General features: G+C 28.8%; 25 protein-coding genes, 11 tRNA genes and 2 pseudogenes. 34 read left to right on the forward strand and 4 right to left on the reverse strand.

Translation table 4 applies throughout. The features are described from left to right. Positions 1 to 46 precede the first annotated feature (46 nt). The 14 genes and pseudogenes from AACL22_RS09255 (at position 47) to AACL22_RS09325 (ending at position 10,528) form a co-directional block, all read left to right on the forward strand. Positions 47 to 322, forward strand: a complete 276-nt coding sequence (locus AACL22_RS09255; protein WP_338991640.1) for a hypothetical protein — start codon at positions 47 to 49, stop codon at positions 320 to 322. A 140-nt stretch (positions 323 to 462) separates the two neighbouring features. Further along, the gene (locus tag AACL22_RS09260; protein WP_338993057.1) at positions 463 to 1,248 is read left to right on the forward strand and encodes an IS3 family transposase; all 786 of its coding nucleotides are present in this window, start codon (positions 463 to 465) and stop codon (positions 1,246 to 1,248) included. 21 nt (positions 1,249 to 1,269) lie between these two features. Continuing rightward, positions 1,270 to 2,202, forward strand: a complete 933-nt coding sequence (gene pfkB / locus AACL22_RS09265) for a 1-phosphofructokinase (protein WP_338991641.1) — start codon at positions 1,270 to 1,272, stop codon at positions 2,200 to 2,202. Between the two features lie 316 nt (positions 2,203 to 2,518). Further along, positions 2,519 to 2,710, forward strand: a complete 192-nt coding sequence (locus AACL22_RS09270) for an ATP-binding cassette domain-containing protein (protein WP_338991643.1) — start codon at positions 2,519 to 2,521, stop codon at positions 2,708 to 2,710. 209 nt (positions 2,711 to 2,919) lie between these two features. Further along, complete coding sequence (locus AACL22_RS09275) at positions 2,920 to 3,225, forward strand: hypothetical protein (RefSeq protein WP_338993058.1); 306 nt, start codon at positions 2,920 to 2,922, stop codon at positions 3,223 to 3,225. Between the two features lie 236 nt (positions 3,226 to 3,461). Next, a complete protein-coding gene (locus AACL22_RS09280; protein ID WP_338991645.1) occupies positions 3,462 to 5,087 on the forward strand; it encodes a PTS transporter subunit EIIC in 1,626 nt (541 codons plus the stop codon). A 14-nt stretch (positions 5,088 to 5,101) separates the two neighbouring features. Then, a pseudogene (locus tag AACL22_RS09285) lies at positions 5,102 to 5,182 on the forward strand (PTS transporter subunit EIIB); the annotation flags it as partial. Between the two features lie 21 nt (positions 5,183 to 5,203). Then, positions 5,204 to 5,338 carry a hypothetical protein gene (locus AACL22_RS09290; protein ID WP_338991647.1) on the forward strand — a complete coding sequence of 45 codons (135 nt, stop codon included), beginning with the start codon at positions 5,204 to 5,206 and terminating at the stop codon, positions 5,336 to 5,338. Positions 5,339 to 5,450: 112 nt separating this feature from the next. Continuing rightward, a pseudogene (rlmN, locus tag AACL22_RS13880) lies at positions 5,451 to 6,490 on the forward strand (23S rRNA (adenine(2503)-C(2))-methyltransferase RlmN). Positions 6,491 to 6,492: 2 nt separating this feature from the next. Further along, the gene (locus AACL22_RS09305) at positions 6,493 to 7,254 is read left to right on the forward strand and encodes a PP2C family protein-serine/threonine phosphatase (RefSeq protein WP_338991655.1); all 762 of its coding nucleotides are present in this window, start codon (positions 6,493 to 6,495) and stop codon (positions 7,252 to 7,254) included. A 93-nt stretch (positions 7,255 to 7,347) separates the two neighbouring features. Further along, positions 7,348 to 8,364 (forward strand): protein kinase domain-containing protein, encoded by a 1,017-nt coding sequence (locus AACL22_RS09310; protein WP_338991657.1) that lies wholly within the window; start codon positions 7,348 to 7,350, stop codon positions 8,362 to 8,364. A gap of 6 nt (positions 8,365 to 8,370) precedes the next feature. Continuing rightward, positions 8,371 to 9,240, forward strand: coding sequence for a ribosome small subunit-dependent GTPase A (gene rsgA / locus AACL22_RS09315; RefSeq protein WP_338991660.1), 870 nt, complete (start codon positions 8,371 to 8,373; stop codon positions 9,238 to 9,240). A gap of 12 nt (positions 9,241 to 9,252) precedes the next feature. Further along, positions 9,253 to 9,933, forward strand: coding sequence for a ribulose-phosphate 3-epimerase (gene rpe, locus AACL22_RS09320; protein ID WP_422397508.1), 681 nt, complete (start codon positions 9,253 to 9,255; stop codon positions 9,931 to 9,933). Continuing rightward, positions 9,920 to 10,528 (forward strand): thiamine diphosphokinase, encoded by a 609-nt coding sequence (locus AACL22_RS09325; protein WP_338991665.1) that lies wholly within the window; start codon positions 9,920 to 9,922, stop codon positions 10,526 to 10,528. Before rpe ends, AACL22_RS09325 begins: the two co-directional genes overlap by 14 nt. Positions 10,529 to 10,569: 41 nt before the next feature. Here AACL22_RS09325 and AACL22_RS09330 read toward each other — a convergent pair. The 3 genes from AACL22_RS09330 to AACL22_RS09340 form a co-directional block, all read right to left on the reverse strand. Next, positions 10,570 to 10,654 (reverse strand) — tRNA-Leu (locus AACL22_RS09330). Positions 10,655 to 10,759: 105 nt separating this feature from the next. After that, positions 10,760 to 10,957, reverse strand: a complete 198-nt coding sequence (gene rpmB / locus AACL22_RS09335; RefSeq protein WP_338991668.1) for a 50S ribosomal protein L28 — start codon at positions 10,955 to 10,957, stop codon at positions 10,760 to 10,762. Positions 10,958 to 11,376: 419 nt separating this feature from the next. Continuing rightward, positions 11,377 to 11,709, reverse strand: a complete 333-nt coding sequence (locus tag AACL22_RS09340; RefSeq protein WP_338991670.1) for a hypothetical protein — start codon at positions 11,707 to 11,709, stop codon at positions 11,377 to 11,379. Positions 11,710 to 11,992: 283 nt separating this feature from the next. Here AACL22_RS09340 and AACL22_RS09345 point away from each other — a divergent pair, with 283 nt between their 5' ends. The 17 genes from AACL22_RS09345 (at position 11,993) to AACL22_RS09425 (ending at position 19,187) form a co-directional block, all read left to right on the forward strand. Then, complete coding sequence (locus AACL22_RS09345) at positions 11,993 to 12,163, forward strand: hypothetical protein (protein WP_338991673.1); 171 nt, start codon at positions 11,993 to 11,995, stop codon at positions 12,161 to 12,163. Between the two features lie 290 nt (positions 12,164 to 12,453). After that, positions 12,454 to 12,792: an Asp23/Gls24 family envelope stress response protein gene (locus AACL22_RS09350; protein ID WP_114565311.1), complete on the forward strand. Its 339-nt coding sequence runs from the start codon at positions 12,454 to 12,456 to the stop codon at positions 12,790 to 12,792. Between the two features lie 111 nt (positions 12,793 to 12,903). Beyond that, a complete protein-coding gene (locus AACL22_RS09355; protein ID WP_422397509.1) occupies positions 12,904 to 14,523 on the forward strand; it encodes a DAK2 domain-containing protein in 1,620 nt (539 codons plus the stop codon). 89 nt (positions 14,524 to 14,612) lie between these two features. Next, positions 14,613 to 14,688 (forward strand) — tRNA-Cys (locus AACL22_RS09360). A gap of 41 nt (positions 14,689 to 14,729) precedes the next feature. Next, a tRNA-Arg gene (locus AACL22_RS09365) sits at positions 14,730 to 14,806 on the forward strand. A 23-nt stretch (positions 14,807 to 14,829) separates the two neighbouring features. After that, a tRNA-Pro gene (locus AACL22_RS09370) sits at positions 14,830 to 14,906 on the forward strand. A gap of 16 nt (positions 14,907 to 14,922) precedes the next feature. Then, positions 14,923 to 14,998, forward strand: a tRNA-Ala gene (locus AACL22_RS09375). Between the two features lie 31 nt (positions 14,999 to 15,029). Then, positions 15,030 to 15,106 (forward strand) — tRNA-Met (locus AACL22_RS09380). 1 nt (position 15,107) lies between these two features. After that, a tRNA-Ile gene (locus AACL22_RS09385) sits at positions 15,108 to 15,184 on the forward strand. A 32-nt stretch (positions 15,185 to 15,216) separates the two neighbouring features. Continuing rightward, positions 15,217 to 15,309, forward strand: a tRNA-Ser gene (locus AACL22_RS09390). Positions 15,310 to 15,359: 50 nt separating this feature from the next. Next, positions 15,360 to 15,434 (forward strand) — tRNA-Met (locus tag AACL22_RS09395). A gap of 2 nt (positions 15,435 to 15,436) precedes the next feature. Then, positions 15,437 to 15,512: transfer RNA gene (locus AACL22_RS09400), tRNA-Asp, on the forward strand. Positions 15,513 to 15,517: 5 nt separating this feature from the next. Next, a tRNA-Phe gene (locus AACL22_RS09405) sits at positions 15,518 to 15,593 on the forward strand. Positions 15,594 to 15,700: 107 nt separating this feature from the next. Next, positions 15,701 to 16,381: a hypothetical protein gene (locus AACL22_RS09410; protein WP_338991679.1), complete on the forward strand. Its 681-nt coding sequence runs from the start codon at positions 15,701 to 15,703 to the stop codon at positions 16,379 to 16,381. Between the two features lie 23 nt (positions 16,382 to 16,404). Next, a complete protein-coding gene (gene nagA, locus AACL22_RS09415; RefSeq protein WP_338991681.1) occupies positions 16,405 to 17,571 on the forward strand; it encodes an N-acetylglucosamine-6-phosphate deacetylase in 1,167 nt (388 codons plus the stop codon). A 44-nt stretch (positions 17,572 to 17,615) separates the two neighbouring features. After that, the gene (nagB, locus tag AACL22_RS09420) at positions 17,616 to 18,362 is read left to right on the forward strand and encodes a glucosamine-6-phosphate deaminase (RefSeq protein WP_338991684.1); all 747 of its coding nucleotides are present in this window, start codon (positions 17,616 to 17,618) and stop codon (positions 18,360 to 18,362) included. 411 nt (positions 18,363 to 18,773) lie between these two features. Then, entirely contained in the window at positions 18,774 to 19,187 is a 414-nt protein-coding gene (locus AACL22_RS09425) for a hypothetical protein (protein WP_338991687.1), read from the forward strand. Positions 19,188 to 19,234: 47 nt separating this feature from the next. On the opposite strand, the gene rpsD is transcribed toward AACL22_RS09425, so the two are convergent. Further along, positions 19,235 to 19,849 carry a 30S ribosomal protein S4 gene (gene rpsD / locus AACL22_RS09430; RefSeq protein ID WP_338991690.1) on the reverse strand — a complete coding sequence of 205 codons (615 nt, stop codon included), beginning with the start codon at positions 19,847 to 19,849 and terminating at the stop codon, positions 19,235 to 19,237. A 290-nt stretch (positions 19,850 to 20,139) separates the two neighbouring features. On the opposite strand from rpsD, the gene AACL22_RS09435 reads away from it, so the two are divergent. From AACL22_RS09435 to AACL22_RS09445, 3 genes are all read left to right on the forward strand, one after another. Continuing rightward, positions 20,140 to 21,855, forward strand: coding sequence for a septation ring formation regulator EzrA (locus AACL22_RS09435; protein ID WP_338991693.1), 1,716 nt, complete (start codon positions 20,140 to 20,142; stop codon positions 21,853 to 21,855). A 15-nt stretch (positions 21,856 to 21,870) separates the two neighbouring features. Then, a complete protein-coding gene (thiI, locus tag AACL22_RS09440; protein WP_338991694.1) occupies positions 21,871 to 23,070 on the forward strand; it encodes a tRNA uracil 4-sulfurtransferase ThiI in 1,200 nt (399 codons plus the stop codon). 161 nt (positions 23,071 to 23,231) lie between these two features. Continuing rightward, complete coding sequence (locus AACL22_RS09445) at positions 23,232 to 23,402, forward strand: hypothetical protein (protein WP_338991697.1); 171 nt, start codon at positions 23,232 to 23,234, stop codon at positions 23,400 to 23,402. The last annotated feature ends 4 nt before the right edge of the window (positions 23,403 to 23,406 follow it).

The following is a 23,406-nucleotide window of genomic DNA, read 5'->3' on the forward strand; positions in this document are numbered from 1 at the left end:
AAAAGTAAGTAAAATAAAAAAAGATTTTGCTAAATTTTTATAGGGGGTGCATTTTTATATAACAAAAAAAGGACAAAAATATAACAAATATACATCAGAATTTAGAACAAAAATCATTGAGGAAATTAAACAAAAAAGTTGTTGAATAGTAGCAAAACAATATAATATAAATGCAAATACAGTAGAATCTTGATGAGCAAATCATAAAAAAGGAAAATTAAACAATCCTAAAGGACCTAAAATTTCTTTTGGCAAAAGAAATTTAGAATATTATAAAACAAGGTATGAATTATTAAAAAAGCTCCATGACTTTTACAATTAAGCAAACTAAGAATTGTCTCTTTTATTAAACAAAATTTTTGTGAATATTCAATAAAATTATTACTAGAAGTAACAGGGTTAAAACGTAGTTATTGAGATAAATATAAAAATTATGACAGTAGCAAAAAAGATAAAAAAGCAATAAATGATATTGTAAAAGTCTATGAAGAAAATTTAAAACAATTTGGTTATCGAAGAATTACTAAATATTTAAAGGAAGATTATGGTATAAAATATAATTCAAAAAAAGTTTTAAGAATTATGCGTGATAATCAAATACAATCTGAATATGTAAGAAAAATGAGAAGAAAAATGAAATATAAACAGAATAAAGAAAAAAGCTTATTGCAATATCCTGATTTAATTAATCGTAAATTCAATGATATAAAAACAAGGTTTTCAGTACTATATACTGATGTAACATATTTAATTTGAAAAGGAGAAAGATATTATCAATCAACAATTATTGATGGATATACTAAAGAAATAGTTGATGTAAAGTGATCTAAATATAATGACAATAAATTAGTAATGGATAATTTAAATGATGCAATTAATAAAATAAAATTAATAAAAAAAGATCTGAATGGAATAATAATTCACTCAGATCACGGATATCAATATACATCCACTATTTATCACGATAAATGTTTATCTAACGGTATTACAATTTCAATGGGAAAAAATTACCACTGTGCAGATAATATTGTTATAGAAAGTTTTCATTCATTACTTAAGAAAGCTACAATCCATAATAAAATATATAATTCACATGAAGAATATATACAAGATGTTATAAAATGAAATACATGATATTCAAATCGTAAAGAAAAAGATATAATTAAAAAAAGTAAATACTTTTTATTAGTACTTACTAAAATGGGTGCACTCTACCCAACTCATTGGGTTTTTATAATACTAAAATAAAAAGGGAAGGAGTACGAAAAAATGATTTATACATTAACATTAAATCCCGCAATTGACCAAGTTATTGAAGTCCCTAATTTCCAGGTAGGAGAAACTAATAAAGCGATTAGTGAGTATGAGGTAATTGGTGGCAAAGGAATTAATGTTGCCGTAATGTTGCAGCATTTAGGATATTCAACTACAGCATTAGGCTTTTTGGGGCGTGATAATAAGGAAATGTTTGAACATTATTTGATAGAGCAAAAGGTTGGTGCTTGTTTTCATGAAGTTAATGGTAAAAACCGAACTAATATAAAAATTAAAAGTTTAGAAATAAAACAAGAAACAGAATTAAATGGTCTTGCTTTTTCTGTTAGTGCTGATGATGTTATGGCATTGTTAACAATTCTTAAAACAGAATTAACCAAAAATGATTGTTTAATTATTTCTGGTTCATTACCACGCAATTGTCTATCTGATTTATATCAAACAATTAGTACTTACTGTGATGAAAATGAAATCTTATTTGTTGTTGATGCAACAAAGGATGTTTTATTATCAACTTTATCAGCTAAACCATTCTTAATTAAACCAAATTTAGCGGAATTAAATGAACTATTTGAAACAAATTACCAATTTACTCAAAAAGCAAAAATTGTTGCTTTAGGAAAAAGATTGCAAGAACAAGGGGCACAGAATGTTTTAATTAGTAATGGTAAGGATGGGAGCATCTTAATTACTCCAACAAATGTTTATGTTGGTAATACTGCAACAGGACAATTAATTAATTCAGTTGGCGCTGGTGATTCAATGGTTGCTGGATTTGTTGGAGCATATTTAGCAACAGATGATTATCAAGAAGCAATGTTAACTGGTATTTGTGCTGGATCAGCGACAGCATTTAGTCAAGGGATTGCTGACAAATTGTTAGTGGAAAGTTTAAAACAACAAATCAAAATTAGTACTTTTAAATAAAAAAATGATATTTAATAATATCATTTTTTTATTTTATGTCATATTGTTCATTGCTGTTACAATTATGGTTTATGCCCAAAATATATCTTTTTAAATCTTGTTAATGAATATTTATGATACCAAAAATTGTTGGAATTGAGAATTTTACTTTCCTAAGATCAATTATAATACTTCTTTGGAGAGTATAAAATGGAATTTTTTTTCTTGAAAATGGTATAGTTTGGCAAATTACGCTTTATTTACGATAAAGTTAAAATGAAAATCTTTTCCTTAATGGTAAAATAAGGAAAAAATTACTTTAAAGTAGGAGGATTTTATGGCAATTATTTTAGAAGCCAAAGCTATTAGCAAAAAATACCATCAAAAATTTGTTTTAAAAGATGTTAATTTAATAATCCATCAACATGAAAAAATTGGTTTAATTAATGCTAATGGAAGTGGCAAAACAACATTAAGCGAGATTATTGCTGGTGTGCGAAAGCCTAATAATGGTGAAATTATTTATTAACCAAATTTAACCACTGGAATGCAGTTTCAAAATTCCCAATATCCACCTGGGTTAACAATAATGGATATGATTAAATATTATTGTAAAGTATTTCAGTTATCTTTCCAGCAGGATGAAATTAAACAATTAATTAGCACTTATCAGTTAACAGAAGTTGCTAAAAAAAGATTGTTAAATTATCAGGAGGTCAGCAACAGCGATTAAACATTTTATTGTCAGTTATTCATCAGCCACAATTAGTAATTTTGGATGAAGTTTCAACTGGCTTAGATATTGCAGTTAAAGAAACTATTTTTCAATTTTTAGAACAAAATATTATTAATCAACGAGCAACATTGCTCGTACCACACAATATGGAAGAAATTGAACGTTTTTGTGAACGGGTTATCTATTTATCAGCAGGAAAAATTAAAGCTGATTTAGCAGTAACTGATATTCTTCAAAAGTATGGTAGTGTTTTTAACTATACAAAAGAGATGTTTGAAAATGAACAAAATAAAGACTCTTTTAATTAAGAGTCTTTATTTTTATTAACACTTTGATTGTAGTCTTCGGTAATTACGTTAGCCGCCTTAATCTTATTTTCTAAATTTGGATGAATTTTTAATAAACTTTGAAAAATGATATCAGATATTAAAATTTGAACAATTTTAGAAGATAATGCTGGAAAACGCTCATTTTGCTGGAATCTTCTTAGGAGTTGGTGCGACTATTTCATCAAAAGTTGATCCTGCTTCAGCAGCTTGATACTTTGGAAATTTTTTTAAATAAAATGGGAGATATTGCCTTTGGCAATTTGCCAGTATTATTTTGTATTTCTGTTGCAATGGCCTATACGGAGGATGCTGGAGTAGCAGCATTGACTTCAGTGGTCGGGTTTTTAGTTTTTAATGCAATTCAGTTGTCATTTTTAAATGAGGCATATGCTCATATTCAATATGTTGTTAATATTGAGGGGGGTGCTTCACCAATTATGGGATTAACTGTTGAAGGTGTAACATCAGCCAGTCCAACTTTACTAACGGGTGAACAATTATTGGAATGAATGAGAACCAGTGATATTTATAAAGAATTAGTGAAAGGGAATGTTACTGTCACAATTGTTAGTTCAGCACGAGTAACTGATCAATTTAACTTGTTATTTTACACTGGTCAAACATGAGCAGTTCAAAATAAATTATTAACTTCTAATTTAGGAATTAATTCATTAAATACTGGTGTTTTTGGAGGGATTTTTGTTGGAGCGATTGCGGCTTTCGCTTATAATCGTTTTCATAAAACACAATTACCTTCAGCGTTAAGTTTTTTTAGTGGGACAAAATTAGTTCCAATTATTATGTTTATGGCAGTAATTCCATTAGCTTTTATTTTTATGATTATTTGACCATTAATTGAAACTGGGCTAGCATGATTTGAAAATAACTCAGGAAAATTACCAGTAGGGTTAGATTCTTTAATCTTTGAGATTTTTGAGCGATCATTAGTGCCATTGGGGTTACATCATGTGTTTTATTCACCATTATGATGAACACAAGCCGGGGGAAGTATGGCAGATTTAATCGCTAATGTTTCAAAAGACCCTTTAAGTTATATAGCTTTCCTTAAAGATTTACAAGGAGCTGGTTATATTGATGCTAATATTGATTTAAGTACAATTACAGTTGGAGCAGCACAAGCAGCAATTACTAGTTGAGTATCAGAACTAAATGCTTCAACAATAGCAGCAGTTGGTGATCAAACAATTATGTATAAAGTTATTGCTGATCCAAAAATTACCTTTACAATGGTTCTACATATGGGGTTAAATTTAAGACGATTCCAAACTGGGAAGTTCCCATTTATGATGTTTGGATTACCAGCAGCAGGAATGTACTTTAGTGTTCCAAAAGAAAATCGAAAACAAGTAATGGGAATTTACTTTTTAGCAGCCTTTACTTGCTTCTTAACAGGAATTACAGAACCAATTGAATTTACTTTCTTATTTGTAGCACCATGGTTATTTTATGGTGTTCATATGCCATTATGTGCAATTTCATTTATGTTAATGGGATTATTACATGTGCATACATCAATGACCGTTTCAGGTGGATTTATTGACTTTATTGTCTTTGGTATTATTCCATTTGTTGGTGGAAAAGGAACAAACTTCTATTGAATTTTTGCAGTTGGAATTCCATATATTGGAATTTATTTTGCAGCTTTCTACTTCGCAATTAAATATGGGAAAGTTCAAATTCCTGGTCGTGATGGTATCACAAAACTATATACTAAAGCTGATTTTAAAGCAAAAAAAGTACTAATGAAACAACTTCATCAGCACCAGCAAAGGGTGATGCGGCAAAAAGAGAAAAAGCACGTAAAATTATTGAATTTTTAGGTGGTGCTGATAATATTACGGCAGTTGACTCATGTGCATCACGTTTACGAATTACAGTTGTTGATAGTAAACTTGTCAATCAAGATGGAATTAAAGGATTAGGTGGCAGCACCGGAATGCTTATTTGTGGTCAATCGGTTCAAATTATTTATGGTGGAGAACAAGAAGTAATTAAACCGTATATGCGTGAATTATTAGCTGAAATGCGTAATAATAAAGAGACAGCGAATTTAAATTCAAAACAGGGTTAAAATTAAATAGATATCAAAAAAACATTAATTTTTTAATTAATGTTTTTTTGTCTATTTTAACAAATGATATTTTGTGATAAAATTATAATATATAAAAATGGAGTGGAAAATAATGACATCAATTTTTGGATATCCAAAAGAGGAATTACAATTAGATTTAGTTGCGCATGGTGGTTTTAAGAAGTATTTAGCAGAGCAAATCTTTGATTGAATATATGTCAAAAACATATATTTTTTTGATGAAATGACAAATATTTCTAAAACTGATCGTAATAAATTACAAAAATACTATACGATTGAGCCATTAAAAATTGTTGTTCAACAACAGTCAAAAGATGAAACAGTAAAGTTTTTGTTTCAGTTAGCAGAGGGTTATAAAATTGAAACAGTTTTAATGCCTCAAAGTTATGGTAATTCTGTTTGTGTTACAACACAAGTTGGTTGTAATATGGCGCGCACTTTTTGTGCCTCAGGACTATTAAAAAAACCCGGAATTTATCAACTGCCGAAATTGTTCAACAAGTTATGATGGTTAATCGTTATTTAGCAACAACAAATTAACGTGTAAGCCATGTTGTTGTAATGGGAATTGGCGAACCATTTGATAATTTTGATAATACGCTTAAGTTTGTCATCATTATTAATGACTCAAAAGGTTATCAAATTGGTGCGCGCCATATTACAATTTCTACTTGTGGGTTAGTTCCAAAAATTAAACAATTTGCAGAATTAAAGACCCAAGTTAATTTAGCAATTTCATTACATGCTCCAAATAATACGATTCGTAATCAATTAATGCCAATTAATAAAGCTTATCCAGTAGAAAAATTAATGGATGCAGATCGTTATTATATTGAGTTAACTAATCGGCGTGTTACTTTTGAGTATATTTTAATTGAGAATGTTAATGATAGTTGTGAAACAGCATTAGAATTAGCAAAGTTAATTCGAGGATTAAATGCTTATGTTAATTTAATTTCTTATAATACAGTTGCAGAAAATGGGTATCAACGCAGTACAAAAATTAATCAATTTTTTGAAACTTTACAACAGCAAAAAATTAATTGTATTGTTCGTCGTGAATTTGGGCACGATATTGATGCTGCTTGTGGTCAATTACGAGCTAAAAATGAAGGGATTATTAGAAAATAATTATGCAAATACGGTTTGGATACAAAACTGATATTGGTGCTTATCGTAGTAGTAATCAAGATTACTTTGATTTTGCCAATAATAGTTTTAACAATTATATTGCCATTGTTTGTGATGGGATGGGTGGTCATCAACATGGCGAAGTTGCCAGTAAAATGGCTGTTGATAGTTTGGTGGAACATTTTAAACGGACAAATTTTAATCATTTGTCCGATGAAAAAATTAATAAATGGTTTCGTCAAACAATTTTAGCAATTCAACAGGAAATGGTTACTTATGCTCAAATTTATCCTGATACAAGTGATATGGGAACAACAGTTGTTGCTGCCTTAATTGCTAATGGAAAAGTATATGTTATTAATATTGGTGACTCACGGTTATATAAATTACATCATGATAAAATTTATCAAATTACTACTGACCAAAATATGGAAAATTCAACAGAATATCGAGAAAAACAAGAATTAGAATTTCAAGGTCAATATAAAAAACAATATAATATGCATACTTTTTGAAAAGTATTAACAAGTGCTTTAGGACCAACAAAGAATTTAAAAATTGATACTTATGTTATTGAAGATATTAAAGGACAGTATTTATTAACCACTGATGGAATTCATGATTATGTTGATGAAATTGATTTAATTGAAACATTAAAATCAGCAAATAAATTAAACGATAAGGTTAAAATTTTAATTGATCGGGCATTAGAAAATCTATCAACTGATAATTTAACCGGAATTGTTTTTGAAATAACAGATTAAAGCACTGTTATTTTTATTTGTTGTTTTTTTCTTCTTAGTTTTTTGTGTTATGATGTTTACAAGTTAAAATAATAAGATAAAAGGGTGCAGAAAATGGAACAAATCACAATTGGAACAGTGTTACACAATCGTTATCAGGTTTTAGCTAAAATTGCAGATGGTGGTATGGCTGAAGTTTTTGAAGGATATGATATGTTATTAAAGCGGCATGTCGCAATTAAAATTATGACATTAACATTATCAAAAAATAAAGAAGCAGTAGAACGTTTTAAAAAAGAATATAATTCAATTGCGCAGTTTTTCCATAATAATGTGGTTAAAGTTTATGGTTCATTTCAGGCGTATGATCGTCATTGTTTAGTTTTGGAATTAGTTAAAGGTTATACTTTGAAAGATCGTTTACTAACATTAGGTCCTTGCACTGTTAAAGAATTATTATATTTTTTTGATGAAATTAATTTAGCTATTACGGAAGCTCATCATAATGATATTATTCATCGTGATATTAAACCAGAAAATATTTTGATTTCATATGATGGTAAAATCAAGGTTGCTGATTTTGGGGTTGCAATTTTAGAAAATAGTGAAGATTTAGAATGTGGCAAAATCATTGGAACATCAAAATATATGGCACCAGAAATTGTCCACCAATCAAAACCAGCAACAAAACGCAGTGATATTTATGCTTTAGGCATTATGTTATATGAGTTAGCTGTTGGGATGGCTCCTTTTGTAGGAAAAAATCCAACTTTTGTTGCAGTTAAACATGTCAAAGAATTGCCACTACGACCACGGTTAGTAAATCCCTTAATTCCACAAAGTTTAGAAAATGTTATTTTAAAAGCAATTGCGAAAGATCCAAGTGAGCGGTTTCAGACAGTAGTAGATTTTAATACTAGTTTACAAGCAATTGAAACATCAGAACATCGCTCGGAAAAACCTTTAAAGTTATCAAATATGTTTGAAGTAAAAGGTAAGCAGTGTAAGATTTATGATCGGTATTATTCTTATCCATGATTTTTAAGAATTAAGGTTGCTTGATGATTTAGTTTCTTACTAGTTTGTTTCATTATTGCCTTAGTTTGTCTTTGCTTGTTTTTACCAGGGTAGAATAATATGCATCAAACAGGAATGATTATTTGCATTGTTAGCGAGTTTTGTTATGTTAAAAATGATATTGACCATCAAATTTATGCTTGCAAAGCAAAAGGATTATTTCGTCATCAAGAAATTAAACCAGTTGTTGGTGATTATGTTCAATTTGAAATTCAAAATGACAAGCAAGGAATTATTTATCAAATTGAACCGCGTAAAAATGAATTATACCGGCCACGAATTGCTAATGTTGATCAAGTTATTATTATTACAGCAATGGCAGAACCGGCTTTTAATTCATATTTATTAAATAAATATTTAGCATTTATTGAATACAAAAGTTTAAAACCAGTTATTGTTTTCACTAAAAAAGATTTAGTGAAAACAGATAAACTTTATCAAAAATATTTTAACTGATATCCAAAGTTAGGTTATGAAGTTTATTTTATTAGTAATAAAAAAAATGATAAAAAAGTATGACAACAATTTGAACAACTTTTTCAGAATAAAATCACAGTGTTAACTGGGCAAACTGGTAGTGGGAAATCATCAACTCTAAATACGCTATTACAAGCAGAGATAATTAAAACGCAAGAAATTTCTAAAGCATTAGGCCGCGGAAAACATACAACGACGGCTAGTGCATTATATGAGTTATTGGATGGAATGATTGCTGATACACCAGGTTTTTCAACATTTGATTTAAGAGATTATGAAAAAGAAGGATTAGCCCGCTCTTATCATTTATTTAATCAATATGCTAATGAATGTAAGTTTCGAACTTGCTTGCATTTACATGAGCCACATTGCAAAATAAAAGCATTAGTTCAAGCAGATGTTATTCCACAATTTTTTTATAATGATTATGTTCGCATTATGCAAGAACAATAGAAAGAGGTAATGATGAAAAAATATTTTGTTGCACCAAGTGTTTTAAGTGCAAATTATTTAATCCTACAAGAAGAGTTAGCAGCAATTAAGAAAGCAGGTGCTCAATGAATTCATTTTGATGTAATGGATGGTGATTTTGTACCAAATTTAACTTTTGGTCCAAAGATTTTAGCTGATATTACTAGTTATAGCGATTTATATCTTGATTGTCACTTAATGGTTAAAATTAAAAATAGTAGTGTTGAAAATTACTTGCTGCCCTTTATTAAAGCAGGTGCATCAGCAATTACTTTGCATTATGAAACATTAACTGAACCACAATTAACTGAATTTTTAAGTTTACGAACAAAATTAAACATAAAAATTGGGTTAGCAATTAAACCATCAACTCCAGTTGAAATTATTTACCCGTATTTAAATCGTCTTGACTTAGTCTTAGTAATGACAGTAGAACCTGGTTTTAGTGGTCAAGCTTTTATTCCAGCAGCAGCAGCAAAGATTAAAATTTTACGACATTATCTTGATCAAAATAATGGCAAAACACTAATTGAAGTTGATGGGGGAATTAATGCTGAAACTGCAACCCTTTGTAAACAATATGGGGTTGATGTGTTAGTAGCGGGTAGTTATTTATTTGGCCATGTTGATTTAGCAGCAAGGTTGAAAGGATTATTAGCAGATGAAAGCAAATAAAGTTTTAATTGTTTGTTCAGAAACAAATTTAGATTTACAGCAGTATCAAGATTATTATAAAATTGGTGTGGAACGAGGTGCCTTAGATTTAATTAAAACTTTTGATACTTTTGATCTTTTTTGTTGTGACCAAGATAGTTTAACAACAACAGAAGCAAAACTAATTACTAGTAAAGCAAAAGAGTTATTAATAGTTTCCCAAATTAAAGATTATATTGATGGTGAATTAGCCTTACAAGAAGCGTTAAAATTAAAACCACAAGAAATTATTTTTATTGCACAAGGTAATCGCTTTGATATGGAGTTGAGTTGTTTTAACTTTATTTATCGCTATAATATTATTTTTATAAATGATAATACTTATGCTTATTTATTAAAATCAGGAATGAATGAAGTTTATCAAAAGGCAGGTTATCGTTATTTTTCATTATTTAGTTTGCAAGCAGCAACTGTGACAATTAGTAATTTAAAATATAATGCTAACCAATTAAAATTGTCAGAATTATCGCTTAATGCAGTTAGTAATGAATTTCTTACGTCAGTCGGGAATATTGATGTTTTAACAGGACAAGTTGTTGCAATTTATAGTAAATAAAAATCGGTTTTTAAAACCGATTATTTTTTTGCTTTAAAATTTGGTACCCATGATCGGGCTCGAACCGATACGAATTTCTTCGGTAGATTTTGAGTCTACTGCGTCTGCCAATTCCGCCACATGGGCATTTGTACCTTTTAATTTTATCGTATTTTAGAGAAAAAGGAAGCATAAATTTTAAAATTTATGCTTCCTTTTTTATTATTTTGTGACTGTGTCCTTGAACTTTATTTATTGCGCAATTTGACCTTTACGCTTTAATGTTTTTAAAGTTCTTGTTGCAACACGTAATGTTTTAACTTCACCATCAACAACAATGCTTACTTTTTGTAAATTAACATTTCATTTACGACGAGTTGCATTTAACGCGTGTGAACGTTTGTTTCCTTGTAAAGCGCTTTTACCAGTAATTTCACATTTTCTTGCCATAATTTCACTCCTTTATATCTACATACTATAAAATAATAACTAATTTTTAAATTAAAAGCAAGTATAAATATAATTTGGGTGAGTATAATTTTTATGAAAACCTTTAGTTTTTGCTAAATTTAAATTAAAAAATGGATAAAACTATTGTTAAGAGTGTCATCCATCTTTATCTTATCTTGAATTTTCTTCAACTTGTGTTACCTGTTCTGGTTGATTTTCTTGTTGGTTCATATTTTTTACTTGTTTGTTAATTGTAATAATACTCTTTTTTTGTAAATCTGTTAAATGTGGTTTGGGAGGAACAGGTGGTTTGCTTTTTTGATTGTCTTGTGCTTGAATAGCACTTGGTCCTGGTTGTGATTCTAAATTTAATAATTCTTGATTAGATAATTTTAAACGTGGTGGTTTTGCAATTGGATTTATTTTTGATTTAGGTAAATATCATTGGGTATTTTTTGTGCATCAATTATTGCTTTGTCTGTATTTAATACAAAGTTATTAAGTTTAGTTCTTAAATTTTGATAAGTACCACGAATTGTTTCAATAATTTCTTTTCCATTTGGAATAATTTCTTCATTTTTATGTTGAAAATGAGGAAAAATTACTTTTTTGTATAATTCATTTGCAACATTTTTAATATCTGATAATTCTTCTAAATTTATTGTTTCTTTTAGATTTTTATCTTTTTTTATTATTTTAAGATATTTATTTTCTAACTTGTTAAAATCTTTTAAATAATGTTTTAAAATCACTATCCACTTTATCTAAAATAAATAAAAATTTTATTTTGTTCATATGTTTACACCTTTTTTATTGTACAGTAACGTTATTTACTAATTAAAATAGTCATACACTACTTATATAATAACTCATTTTATTAAAAAATAATATTTTTTATAATATCGTAAGTTATTTTATAATTGAAAATTGTTTAGTTACTTAGTATTTAGTAAATATTTTACTTAATGATTGAATTTTAAAAGGTGGTAATTAACTTTAATTTATAGTAAGATTACATCTAGGAGGGAAAATGTTATGATTGAAATGACAGTACGAAAAACAAGTGAACAAGGGAATAATCATTATTCTTTTACTCAAACTTTATCATTTGATAATACAATTGGAGGAAAACGTAATCAAAAATCATTAAACCATAGTATTGCTCATGCAATAGCTTCTTTAAGAGTACAACATGGATTTTCTTAAGAGGATATTAATGAATGTATTAAAATTAAAAATGTTTCAGAAAAAAAGAAATTAATACAAAAGACTTTGTTTTGAAATATCAAGAATTAATATTAGCGGAAGAGAAGACATTAGAGAAACTTGTTAGTTCTAGTCATATGTTAACAAATATTGATGATTTTTTTAAATAATTTTAAATGGGAAAGACAACGAAAAGTTAACAATTTAATTAAGAAAATATAATAAATTTATTGTTTTATTATATTTTCTAGTTATAATTAATAATGTTATTTAGTTTAGTGGTGATTTTTATGATTGAAAAAATTAATGTAGCTAAAATTGCAGATTTAGTTCATGCAGCAGTAATTACAGTTCCTGGGGTCGCTGGATTCGCAAAGGTTGATGATACTGAAAATAATGAAGATAATGTGATAATGCTACTTAAAGATTACTCACAGTCAATTAAATTGAGACAAGATGGTCGTAATTTTTATATAGATATCTTTATTATTTTGCTAGAAGGAGTAAATATTAAAGATATTGCCCGAGAAATACAAATTAGGATTAAATATGAATTAGAAAAACTGGATATTTATTCGAACGATATTATGATTTATGTGAATGTAAATATTCAAGACTTATTAATTTAGGTAGGAAATTTATTAAAATGAGATATTTGAATGATGCAAGATTTACAGTTATATCACTTAGGAGAACTAAAAAAGGGAAATTAATTGATGAAAAATGTAAAGGTGATAGAAATGGAATTTAATGCAAAATCTTTTAAAGATTCACTGATCAGCGGTTATAATAATTTATATAATTTTTATCCAGAAATTGATAAATTAAATGTTTTTCCAGTTCCTGATGGCGATACGGGAACAAATATGAATTTAACGATGACTAATGCTGTTAAGGAAATTAATGAACTCAATTCGGAGTCAATTAGTAAGGTTGCTGATGTTTTTGCACGTGGCTTAATTATGGGAGCTCGTGGTAATTCAGGTGTTATTTTGTCACAGATCTTTCGTGGTTTTGCCAATGGTTTAAAAGAATTTGATGAATTAAATTTTGATTCAGTTAAAGCAGGAATTTCACAAGCAAATGAGGTTGCTTATAAAGCGGTAATGAAACCGGTTGAAGGAACAATTTTAACTGTAATTCGTGAAACTGCGGAACATGTTTCAACATTAGAAAAAGAAATTCCTGTTCCAGAGTTATTCCAAAATATTGTTGATTTTGCAACTGAGTCATTGAATCATACTCCGGAGTTACTGCCAGTTTTAAAAGAAGTTGGTGTTGTTGATTCAGGTGGTTTTGGTTTAGTAAAAATATTTGAAGGCATTACAGAATATTGAAAAACAGGAAAAATTGTGCCACAACGAAAAAAACAGGTTGAAAATACTGGTGAAAATGTTGTTATGGATTTACAAAATGAAGAATTTGGTTATTGTACTGAAGCAATTGTAATGTTAGATCATAAGCATATTAATAAAATTAATGTAATGCAAATTCGCCAAACATTAGAAGATCAAGGTGGAAAATCAATTGTTGCAGTTGTTGATAATGATATTTTAAAAGTTCATGTCCATACTTTACTTCCTGGTTATATTTTAACTTTTTTACAACAACATGGTGAGTTTAAGAATATTAAAATTGAAAATATGAATTTACAAGCAGCCAAACATGTTAAAACAATTAAAATTGATCGGCAATTGAAAAATCCGGCCGTTATTATTGCTGTCACACCATCAAATGGCATTGCTAATTTTTTCAAAACTGATTTAAATATTCAATTTACAGTTAATGGTGGAGCATCAATGAATCCATCAACGGATGATTATTTAAGTGCAATTGAAGCAGTTGATGCGGTTGATGTCTTTATTTTACCAAACAATAGTAACGCAATTTTAGCAGCGCAACAAGCAGCAAAAGTTGAACGTAAGTCCAATGTCTATGTTGTGCCAACAACATCAATTCAAGAAGGAATGGTAGCAGCTTTATCATTTGAACCGGGAGAGACACCGAAAAAGATTTATTCAACATTAAAAGCAAGTCTTAAAAATGTGACAAGTTTGTCAATTACTGTTTCAGCAAAAACAACTTCAATTGATGGTGTTAAAATTAACAAAGGAGAATATATGGGAATTATGAATAAAAAAATTATTTGTTCATTTCCAACCTTATCACAAACAATGAAATACTTGTTTGGCCGAGCAATTACAAAATCAACAGAAATTGTTACAATTTTTGCTGGTGAAGAAGCAGAAACACTCGATATTAATGCAATTCGAAAATATTTAGATGAAAGTTTTGATGTTGAATATGAATTTATTGATGGTGATCAAACATTATACCCGTTTTTAATTGCTGTAGAATAAAAAAAATAATAGAATGAATTTAAGTTTTTTATTTATTTATCTTGAAATGAATTATGAATATGATAATATAGTAGGGGTTTAGATTTTATGGCACTATAGCCAAGGTGGCAAAGGCATGGGACTGCAACTCCCCGATCGTCGGTTCGAATCCGACTAGTGCCTCCATTTAAATCTGCTCAACATTTAAATACTGCTTTATTTCTTATGCGCCCATAGATCAATTGGATAGATCGTTTGACTACGGATCAAAAGGTTGAGGGTTCGAATCCTTCTGGGCGCGCCATTTATTTAAATGTTATTTTTTTTCGGAAAGTAGCTTAGCTTGGTAGAGCACTCGGTTTGGGACCGAGGGGTCGCAGGTTCGAATCCTGTCTTTCCGACCATTTTTTATACTATTTTGGGCCCGTAGCTCAGCTGGGAGAGCACCTGCCTTGCACGCAGGGGGTCGACGGTTCGATCCCGTTCGGGTCCACCATTAACTTTAGTAAAGCAATTAAACTTGATATGGCGGGATAGCTCAGCTGGTTAGAGCGCTCGGCTCATACCCGAGAGGTCAAGAGTTCAAGTCTCTTTCTCGCTACCATGGACCCTTAGCTCAGTTGGTTAGAGCATCCGGCTCATAACCGGATGGTCACTGGTTCAAGTCCAGTAGGGTCCACCATTTATTTTTTAGTTGCTTTCCGAGCATTTTTTGGAAGATTACCCAAGTCTGGTTGAAGGGATCGGTCTTGAAAACCGACAGGCGGTGAAAGCCGCGCGGGGGTTCGAATCCCTCATCTTCCGCCATTTTTTAAAAAAACTTGCAATTAAAAGTTAAGTTATGATAGTATTAAAATTGTGGGGTGGAGCAGTGGTAGCTCGTTGGGCTCATAACCCAAAGGTCGCAGGTTCAAGTCCTGCCCCCGCAACCAATGGTCTTGTAGTGAAGTGGTTATCATGCCTCTCTGTCACAGAGGAGATCGCGGGTTCAAGTCCCGTCAAGACCGCCAATCGTGGTTCAGTAGCTCAGTTGGTAGAGCATTTGATTGAAGCTCAAAGTGTCGGCAGTTCAATTCTGTCCTGAACCACCATTGAATTTAGTTAAAAATAACCCTAGACTCTAAATTAATCGTAGATTAGTTTAGAGTTTTTTATTTTTGTTATATAATTAATAAAGGTGATGGGAATGTTTTCAAGATTGACAAAAGATATAACCTTTTATTTAAAACGTGAAGAGTGAAAGTTTGCGTTAAATGAAGACAATTTTAAATATAAACCACGCTTTGTCTTAGACCGTTATCAGAAAAAGATGGGAACTAAGAATTTCCGTAATTTTAAATATTGAATTTTTAAACGTTGAATTTTAAAAAATTTTGCTTATACCCAAGATTTTATTCATCGGTTTTATAAATATCAACGGAAATTAGATTTAGTGCTAACTGGTCGTGAACAAGAGTTTATTTATAATGTTGAAGAAGTTAATTTTACATTATGACGTCCCTTAAAAGTTTTACCAGTGGAATTTGATTTACAACCAAAGGAAAAGTGCCATTTTAAAAATAATGCTGTTAATATTCATCTTTTTACAACCCATAAAGATATTAAGTTTTTTTGTAAGGGTGTTCTATTAATTACTAATAAGCGGTTTATTATTGATGGTTTAGATAAGAATAATAATAAGAAAGTAGTTCAGTTTAATTTAACAGATATTTCAAATGTTGAATTTATTGATATTGGTGTTAAAATTACGGTTGGAAAGCAAACTTATTTGATTCGGGAAAATAATCATATGTTAATTTTAGCATTGCTTTATCGTTGCTTGGGGCATAAGAAAGTTACCTTTGATCTTAAAAAACTACCACTAAATTTTAAGTTTTAAGATAAAAAGATGAGAGAGACAAAATGATTTTAAAAAATGCGAAAATAATTTGTGAAGAAGAAGTAATTTCAAATGGTTGAATTGAAATTAAAGATAATAAAATTATTAAAATTACAGCAGGTCATACTGACCAAAGAGGTTATGATTTACAACAAGCAATTATTATGCCTGGTTTTATTGACTGTCATGTGCATGGTGGATATGGTGAAGATACTGAAAAAGGCACAATTGCTAGTTTTCAAAAATTTGCTCAAGCAGTACCACAAGAAGGAATTACCAAATATTGCCAAGCAATTATTACTGGCAGTGATGATACTTTAACAAAAATTTTAACGGTATATCAAGATTATATGAAAAATTATAATAAGGGCCCGCAAGCACGACAAATTGGTGCCCATTTAGAAGGACCTTTTATTTCCCATAATTTTAAAGGTACACATGATGAAACATTATTACAAGAACCAAACATTCACCTGTTAGAAAAATGAATAGAAGCTTCAAGTAATAACATTCGGATTGTCACATATGCGCCTGAAGAAGAAAATGGTACTTTTACAAAGAAGTTTTTATTAGAGCATCAAATTTTACCATCAATTGGACATTTAAATGCAACATATGATTTAGTCGCAAAACGAGTAGCAATGGGAGTCCACCATGTAACACACTTATATAATGCTATAAGCAAATATGATCATCGTCAGCCTGGTGTTGTTCCTGCTGCATTAAATTTTGATGAAATTTTATGTGAATTAATTAGTGATGGAATTCATATTAATCCAAACATCATTAATTTAACTTATAAAATTAAAGGAGCAAAAGGAATTTGCTTAGTAACTGATGCAATGCTTGCAAAAGGATTACCTGATGGTGAATATCAATTTGGGCCATTGCCAGTTGTTAAAACTGGACAACAAGTTGTCATTAAAGGCACAACTACAATTGCGGGGTCAGTTGCAACCTATGATTATTGTGTTCGTAATTTTCAGCAGTTTACTAATTGTTCATTCCAAGATTTAGCATTAGTTACTAGTACTAATATTGCTAAACAATTAGGAATTTATTCAACGACTGGTTCAATCGCTGTTGGTAAATTAGCAGATTTAGTTGTGTTAGATGCTGACTTAAAAGTTTTAATGACCTTATGTGAAGGTGAAATTGCTTATTCACAACATCATTTAACACAAAAATAGAAATTTGTTTTAATAAATTATAAAACAATAGGGAGGAATAAAAAATGAAATTAATTATTGTTGAAGATAAAAATGCAATTGGGAAAGTTGTTGGACAAATTTTTGTAAATTATGTGCAGCAAAATCCAAAAGTTGTTTTTGGTTTAGCAACTGGTTCATCACCAGAAACAACTTATCAATATATTATTGAAGATTATAAAAAAAATAAGACAGACTGTAATAAAGTAACAACTTTTAACTTAGATGAATACATTGGTTTAAAACCAAGCCATCCACAAAGTTATCGTTACTTTATGAATGAAAAATTATTTAATCACTTAAATATTAATAAAAAGCATACTTATGTACCATTAGGGACAGGTGATTATATTGCTTATGCGAAAGAATATGATAATTTAATTGCAAAAGCAGGGGGAATTGACTTACAATTATTAGGTCTTGGTACTAATGGGCATGTTGGTTTTAATGAACCACCAGCAGATTTTAATTCTTTAACAGGTGTTGTTGATTTAGTTCCTTCAACAATTGAAGCTAATGCTCGTTTTTTTACTTCACCAGGTGATGTTCCCCAGCAAGCAGTGTCAATGGGCATTAAATCAATTTTAAATGCAAAAAAAAATATTTTAATTGCTAATGGTACAAATAAAGCACACGCGGTTAAGCAACTAGTTGAAGGTGAAATTAGTAAGTTATGACCTTGTACAGCTTTGCAAATGCATCAAGATGTTAGTGTCGTAGTTGATAAAGCAGCTGCTGGATTATTACAAACACGAGGAATTAATCTTAGTTAAAAATGAATTGAAAGAAAATTTAATAATTTTAACAAAAACCTTTTTTGTTCAAAGAAATACTTTTTTAGCAGAAGTATAACAATATCAGTGAGAAAAATTGGACCTAGTAATTATTCAAAAGAGTTTTTTATTAAAACTTTTTTTGAGTGATACAATTTATAAGTACTATTTATTAACTAGATAATAATTAAAACACGCTCTTAATTTTAAGATTGGGGGGTATGCTCTATCACTGAAATTGAACAATTATTATCACAGTCATATGCTGAATGCGTTAATTATTTATTAAAAAAATATGGGCCAGTTGCAAAAGATTACTTTTCTGATTTTGGTTGTACTAAAAAGACAAGTGGAATCACGTGGGGAAATAAAGGCTTATATATTCATCATATTGATGAAGATAAAGCAATTATGTTATCAACTCCGACATATGCAAAGAAAAATCCATTTGATTATCAAAAAGCTGATCATTTAGTCTATTGCAATTTATTAGAACATTTAGTTTTACATATTAAAATTGTTGAATATCCAAATCCAGCCCAAAATCCGGGTGAAACCTGTGAGGTAGGCGGAATCTATAATTATATTGTTCCTGAATTAAATGATATTTATAGTGGAATTGTTTATAAACAAGCTTGAAAACAAAAAGTGACAGAAATTATTTTGCCACTTAAAAATGATTATTTTAAATACATCAAACAACTAGTAAATCTTAATTTTGATTATGCTTTACTAAAATCTTTTAATACTAAATATGATTTGTGAAGTAATGATAAAAATAAACAAATCTATAAAAGATTGAAAAAACTAGGAGTAACAAGCTAATATGTAAAACTTTAATAAATAAAAAAACATCTCTTTTGAGATGTTTTTTAAACTAAACGGTTGTATCATTCAACAATTAGTGCTTCATTAATATTACTATTTAGTTCTTCACGAAGAGGGAAACGAACATATGTTCCTGTCATTTTAGTTTTATCAAATTTAACAAATTCTAATGTACTAACTTGACTATCTAAACTTTCTAAAATCTTAACATTTTTTTGTGAACTTTCTTTTACACTAATCACATCACCAGGTTTACAATTATACGATGGAATATCAACTTTCTTCCCATTAACAAGAATATGAGCATGATTTACTAATTGACGAGCTCCTGCTCTTGTTTGTGATAGTCCCATACGATGCACGATGTTATCTAAACGTGATTCTAACATAATTAAGAAGTTTGTTCCGGCAATCCCTTTCATTTTTTTTGATTTACTGTAAGTGTTACGGAATTGACGTTCTGTTAAACCATACATATAACAAACTTTTTGTTTTTCATGTAATTGTAATCCATAGTTTGATAATTTTGAACGACGTTGTCCATGTTGACCAGGTGATGTTGTTCTTTTTTTCCCTTTTGAAAACTCTTTGTCGTTTTCTAAGATACTAAAACCATATCTTCTTGCTTTTTTAAATATACTTCCACGATAACGTGCCATTAAAAAACCTCCTATATATCATTATGACATACAAAAAGATTCATTGAATTGCTCTAATAAAGGAAGTTTTTTGCTTCGCCCTAACAGCTAGGGTTACTTTAACATTAAATCTTAATTAATAAAAAACTAAGAACATTACTATGCAATTCTGCTGCTTCTCTGTGTTGTCTAAAGAATATTGTATAATAAAATAAAGGATAATTCAATATTTTTTTCTAATTTTTAATGTAATATCTTTTGCAAGTGCTATAATTCAATTGATATATAGTAATGATTGGGGGCTAGGCAAAATGGAAAATATTATTAATAATCCAATTAAATTAATATTATTAATTTTATTTTTTGTCTGCTTGTTACTATTAATAATAACATTAGTGTTGTGAGGGCAAAAGCGTTATTTAAAAACAATTGAAATTAAAGTTTTACAAAAATTTGATATTTTAAAACGATTACCGTTAAAACATAAAATTTTTCGGATTTCTGAAATTGCTCGTTATAATAATCGCTATGCAAAAGACTTGATTATCTGACGAACAAAGTATGAAATTATTTATGAGAAAAAATTAATAAGTTGTTTAGAAGTATTTCGTAAATTATATCAAATTAATAAAACAACATCCAAGAAAATGCCGAAAGTAGCAGTACAAAAAATTATTCCGTTGTTAAAAGAATTAACTTTATTGGAAGAAGAAGCTCGTCGGTTATTAGATAAAATTAACAGTCAATTGCGAATTGAATTATTACAACGAGATTATATTTTGGCACATAAGAAAATGTTTAATTCATTGTTAGAAGATGCAGTTAAATTGCAAATGAATGTATCTTTAGATTCTAAAAAAATTAGTGATTTTGAACGAAATATTGAAAGTATGTTTGATGAATTTGAAGATTATTTAACAGCGGGTGATTTTGTTAAAACAGAACAAATTTTATCCAATATTACTACTTCCTTAACCATTTTTGTTGAAATTTTAGACAATATTCCACAAATTAAAACCTTGTTAACAAAAGTGGTTCCAAATAAACTTTCTTTATTAAAAGATAAATATGTTCTTTTTAATAAAGATGAAAGTAGTCGTGATTTATTAAAGTATAGTTTTGATGAATTAACCCAAAAGATTGATGAAACTAAAATTTTAATTTCTAAATATATTGATAACTTGCAATATAAAAAAGCAACCAAGAAAACAATTGAAATTATTAATCAAATTAGTGATTTTGATCAAAGTATTGAACACCAAAAAGCAATTATTTCATGTTTTAAAAAATATTATCAAGTTGTAATGGATTATATTAATAAAATTGAACGGAGTTTTAATGCGATTTCTCGACAAATTGAGGCATTACGTAGTTCATCAACATTAACGGCACATGAAGAAGGCATTTATCGTGAAGCAATGGGAAAAACAAAGGATTTAACACATGATACTAACCGCTTAGTCTTAAAAATTAATCGTAATGGTCGCGATTATGTTAATTTTAATCAAGAATTAGTACATTTATTAGAAAATGCTGTTATAACTCAAGAAGCATTAGAAAATGTTGTAAAGATTATTGAAAAGCGTAATTTTGCAGAAACTGAAATTCGAAAAACAATTCATTTGTTAGAAGTGGTTTTGTTACAAGCTGAAGTCCGCTTAAATCAATTACAATATAAAAAATTATTAACAAAATATGAAAAAGCAATTAGTGATTATCGACAATCCTTGGAAAAAATTAAACGAATATCATTTAATGTTAATAATCCTAGTGAAGTTGATGAAGTAACAGGTAAACTAAATCGTTTGAAAACAGAAGTTTTAAAATTGTTTGAAAAAATTAAAAATAATATTTTATTAGATTTATTATCACAAGAAACATTAGTTTATGCACAAAAATTTATTTTAACAAATGATGATGTTGATGACCAGTTATGTAATGCTCAGATTGCTTATCGCGATGGTGATTATGATGACTCATTATTTTTAGCGTTAAAAATTATTCATGAAGAACAAGGAAAAATATAGAAAATGGAGTATAAAATGAATTTTGATGTAATATTAATTCGTTATGGAGAATTAACAACCAAAGGGAAAAACCGTAATTATTTTACAAGAGTTTTAGTTAATAATATTAAAACAAAATTAACAGGATATGAAAATCAATATCAAATTAAAAAAGAATTTGATCGTTTATTTATTGAACTATTAGATGCAACGGTTAGTATGGAAATTGTTAACATTGTTAAAAATATTTTTGGTTCTTCATCGTTATCATTAACCAAAAAAGTTGCTTGTGATTTATCAGAGATTGCTAATTGTGCAATTAATATCGTAAATTATTATCAACCAGCAACTTTTAAATTAGAAGTGCGCCGAAATGATAAGACTTTTCCACTGACATCAGCGGAAATTAAGCAACAATTAGCACCAAAAATATTACAACAAACAAAGGTTAAAGTTGATGTTCATCAATCAGTTTTGCAAATTGATGTTGAAGTACGCCGAACATTTACATATGTTTTTGTTAATAAGATTAAAACAATTGGTGGTTTACCAGTTGGAATATCTGGACGAGGATTAGTAATGTTATCAGGAGGAATTGATTCACCAGTTGCAGCTTTTTTAACAATGAAACGGGGAATGAATATTGAATATTTACATTTTGCGACACCGCCACATACGACAGAAGAAGCATTACAAAAGGTTAAAACTTTAGTTCAAAAATTAAATTATTACGCTGGTCAAAATCAGCAACGATTGCATGTGGTTAATTTTTCAATGTTACAACATGAATTAATGCATATTCCTGATGCTAGTTATCGAATTATTATTATGCGAAGAATGTTTTATCGTATTGCTAATTTATTAGCTAAAGATTTAAAATGTCAGGCAATTATTACTGGAGAATCATTAGGACAAGTTGCTTCTCAAACAATTGAAAGTATTAATACAATCAATGATGTTTCTACATTGCCGATTTTGCGGCCAGTATTGTGTTTTGATAAAAATGAAATTATTGATATTGCAAAACAAATTGATACTTATCAAACATCAATTTTACCGTTTGAAGATTGTTGTAGTTTATTTGTTCCAAAGAATCCTGTTACAAAACCACGTTTAAAACAAGCAGAATTTCAAGAAAAGAATTTAATGTGAACAGAAATTATTGATGTTATAATTAAAAAAAATATAACAACATATGTGGTTGGTAAGGATGTGATTTATGAAGAAGAAAACTAGTTTTTAAAAAAAAGAAAGAAGTAGCAAAACAATTAGTTAATGAATCTGAATTACAAAAAGCAGAACAATCACGAACAAACTTATTAAAAGAAACAATATTAATTGATGAAGAATTTTCAATTATTCGTGATGTTAAAGATGAAGATATTAAAATAATAAATATGAAAAAAGAACAAAATTCTTTTTATAATGAAAATGCAATTGATTTAGAAAAAGAATTATTAAAAGAAATGGTTCCAAAGAAAAAAGCCCGTTTATGACGTTATTTAGTTTTTGGGATCTTAGCGCTTTTAATTGTAATTATGATCATTATTATTGCAATTAAATTATAAAATT

The sequence above is a fragment of the Spiroplasma endosymbiont of Seladonia tumulorum genome, from assembly GCF_964020235.1.
In the GTDB taxonomy this organism is placed as follows: Bacteria; Bacillota_I; Bacilli_A; order Mycoplasmatales; family Mycoplasmataceae; genus Spiroplasma.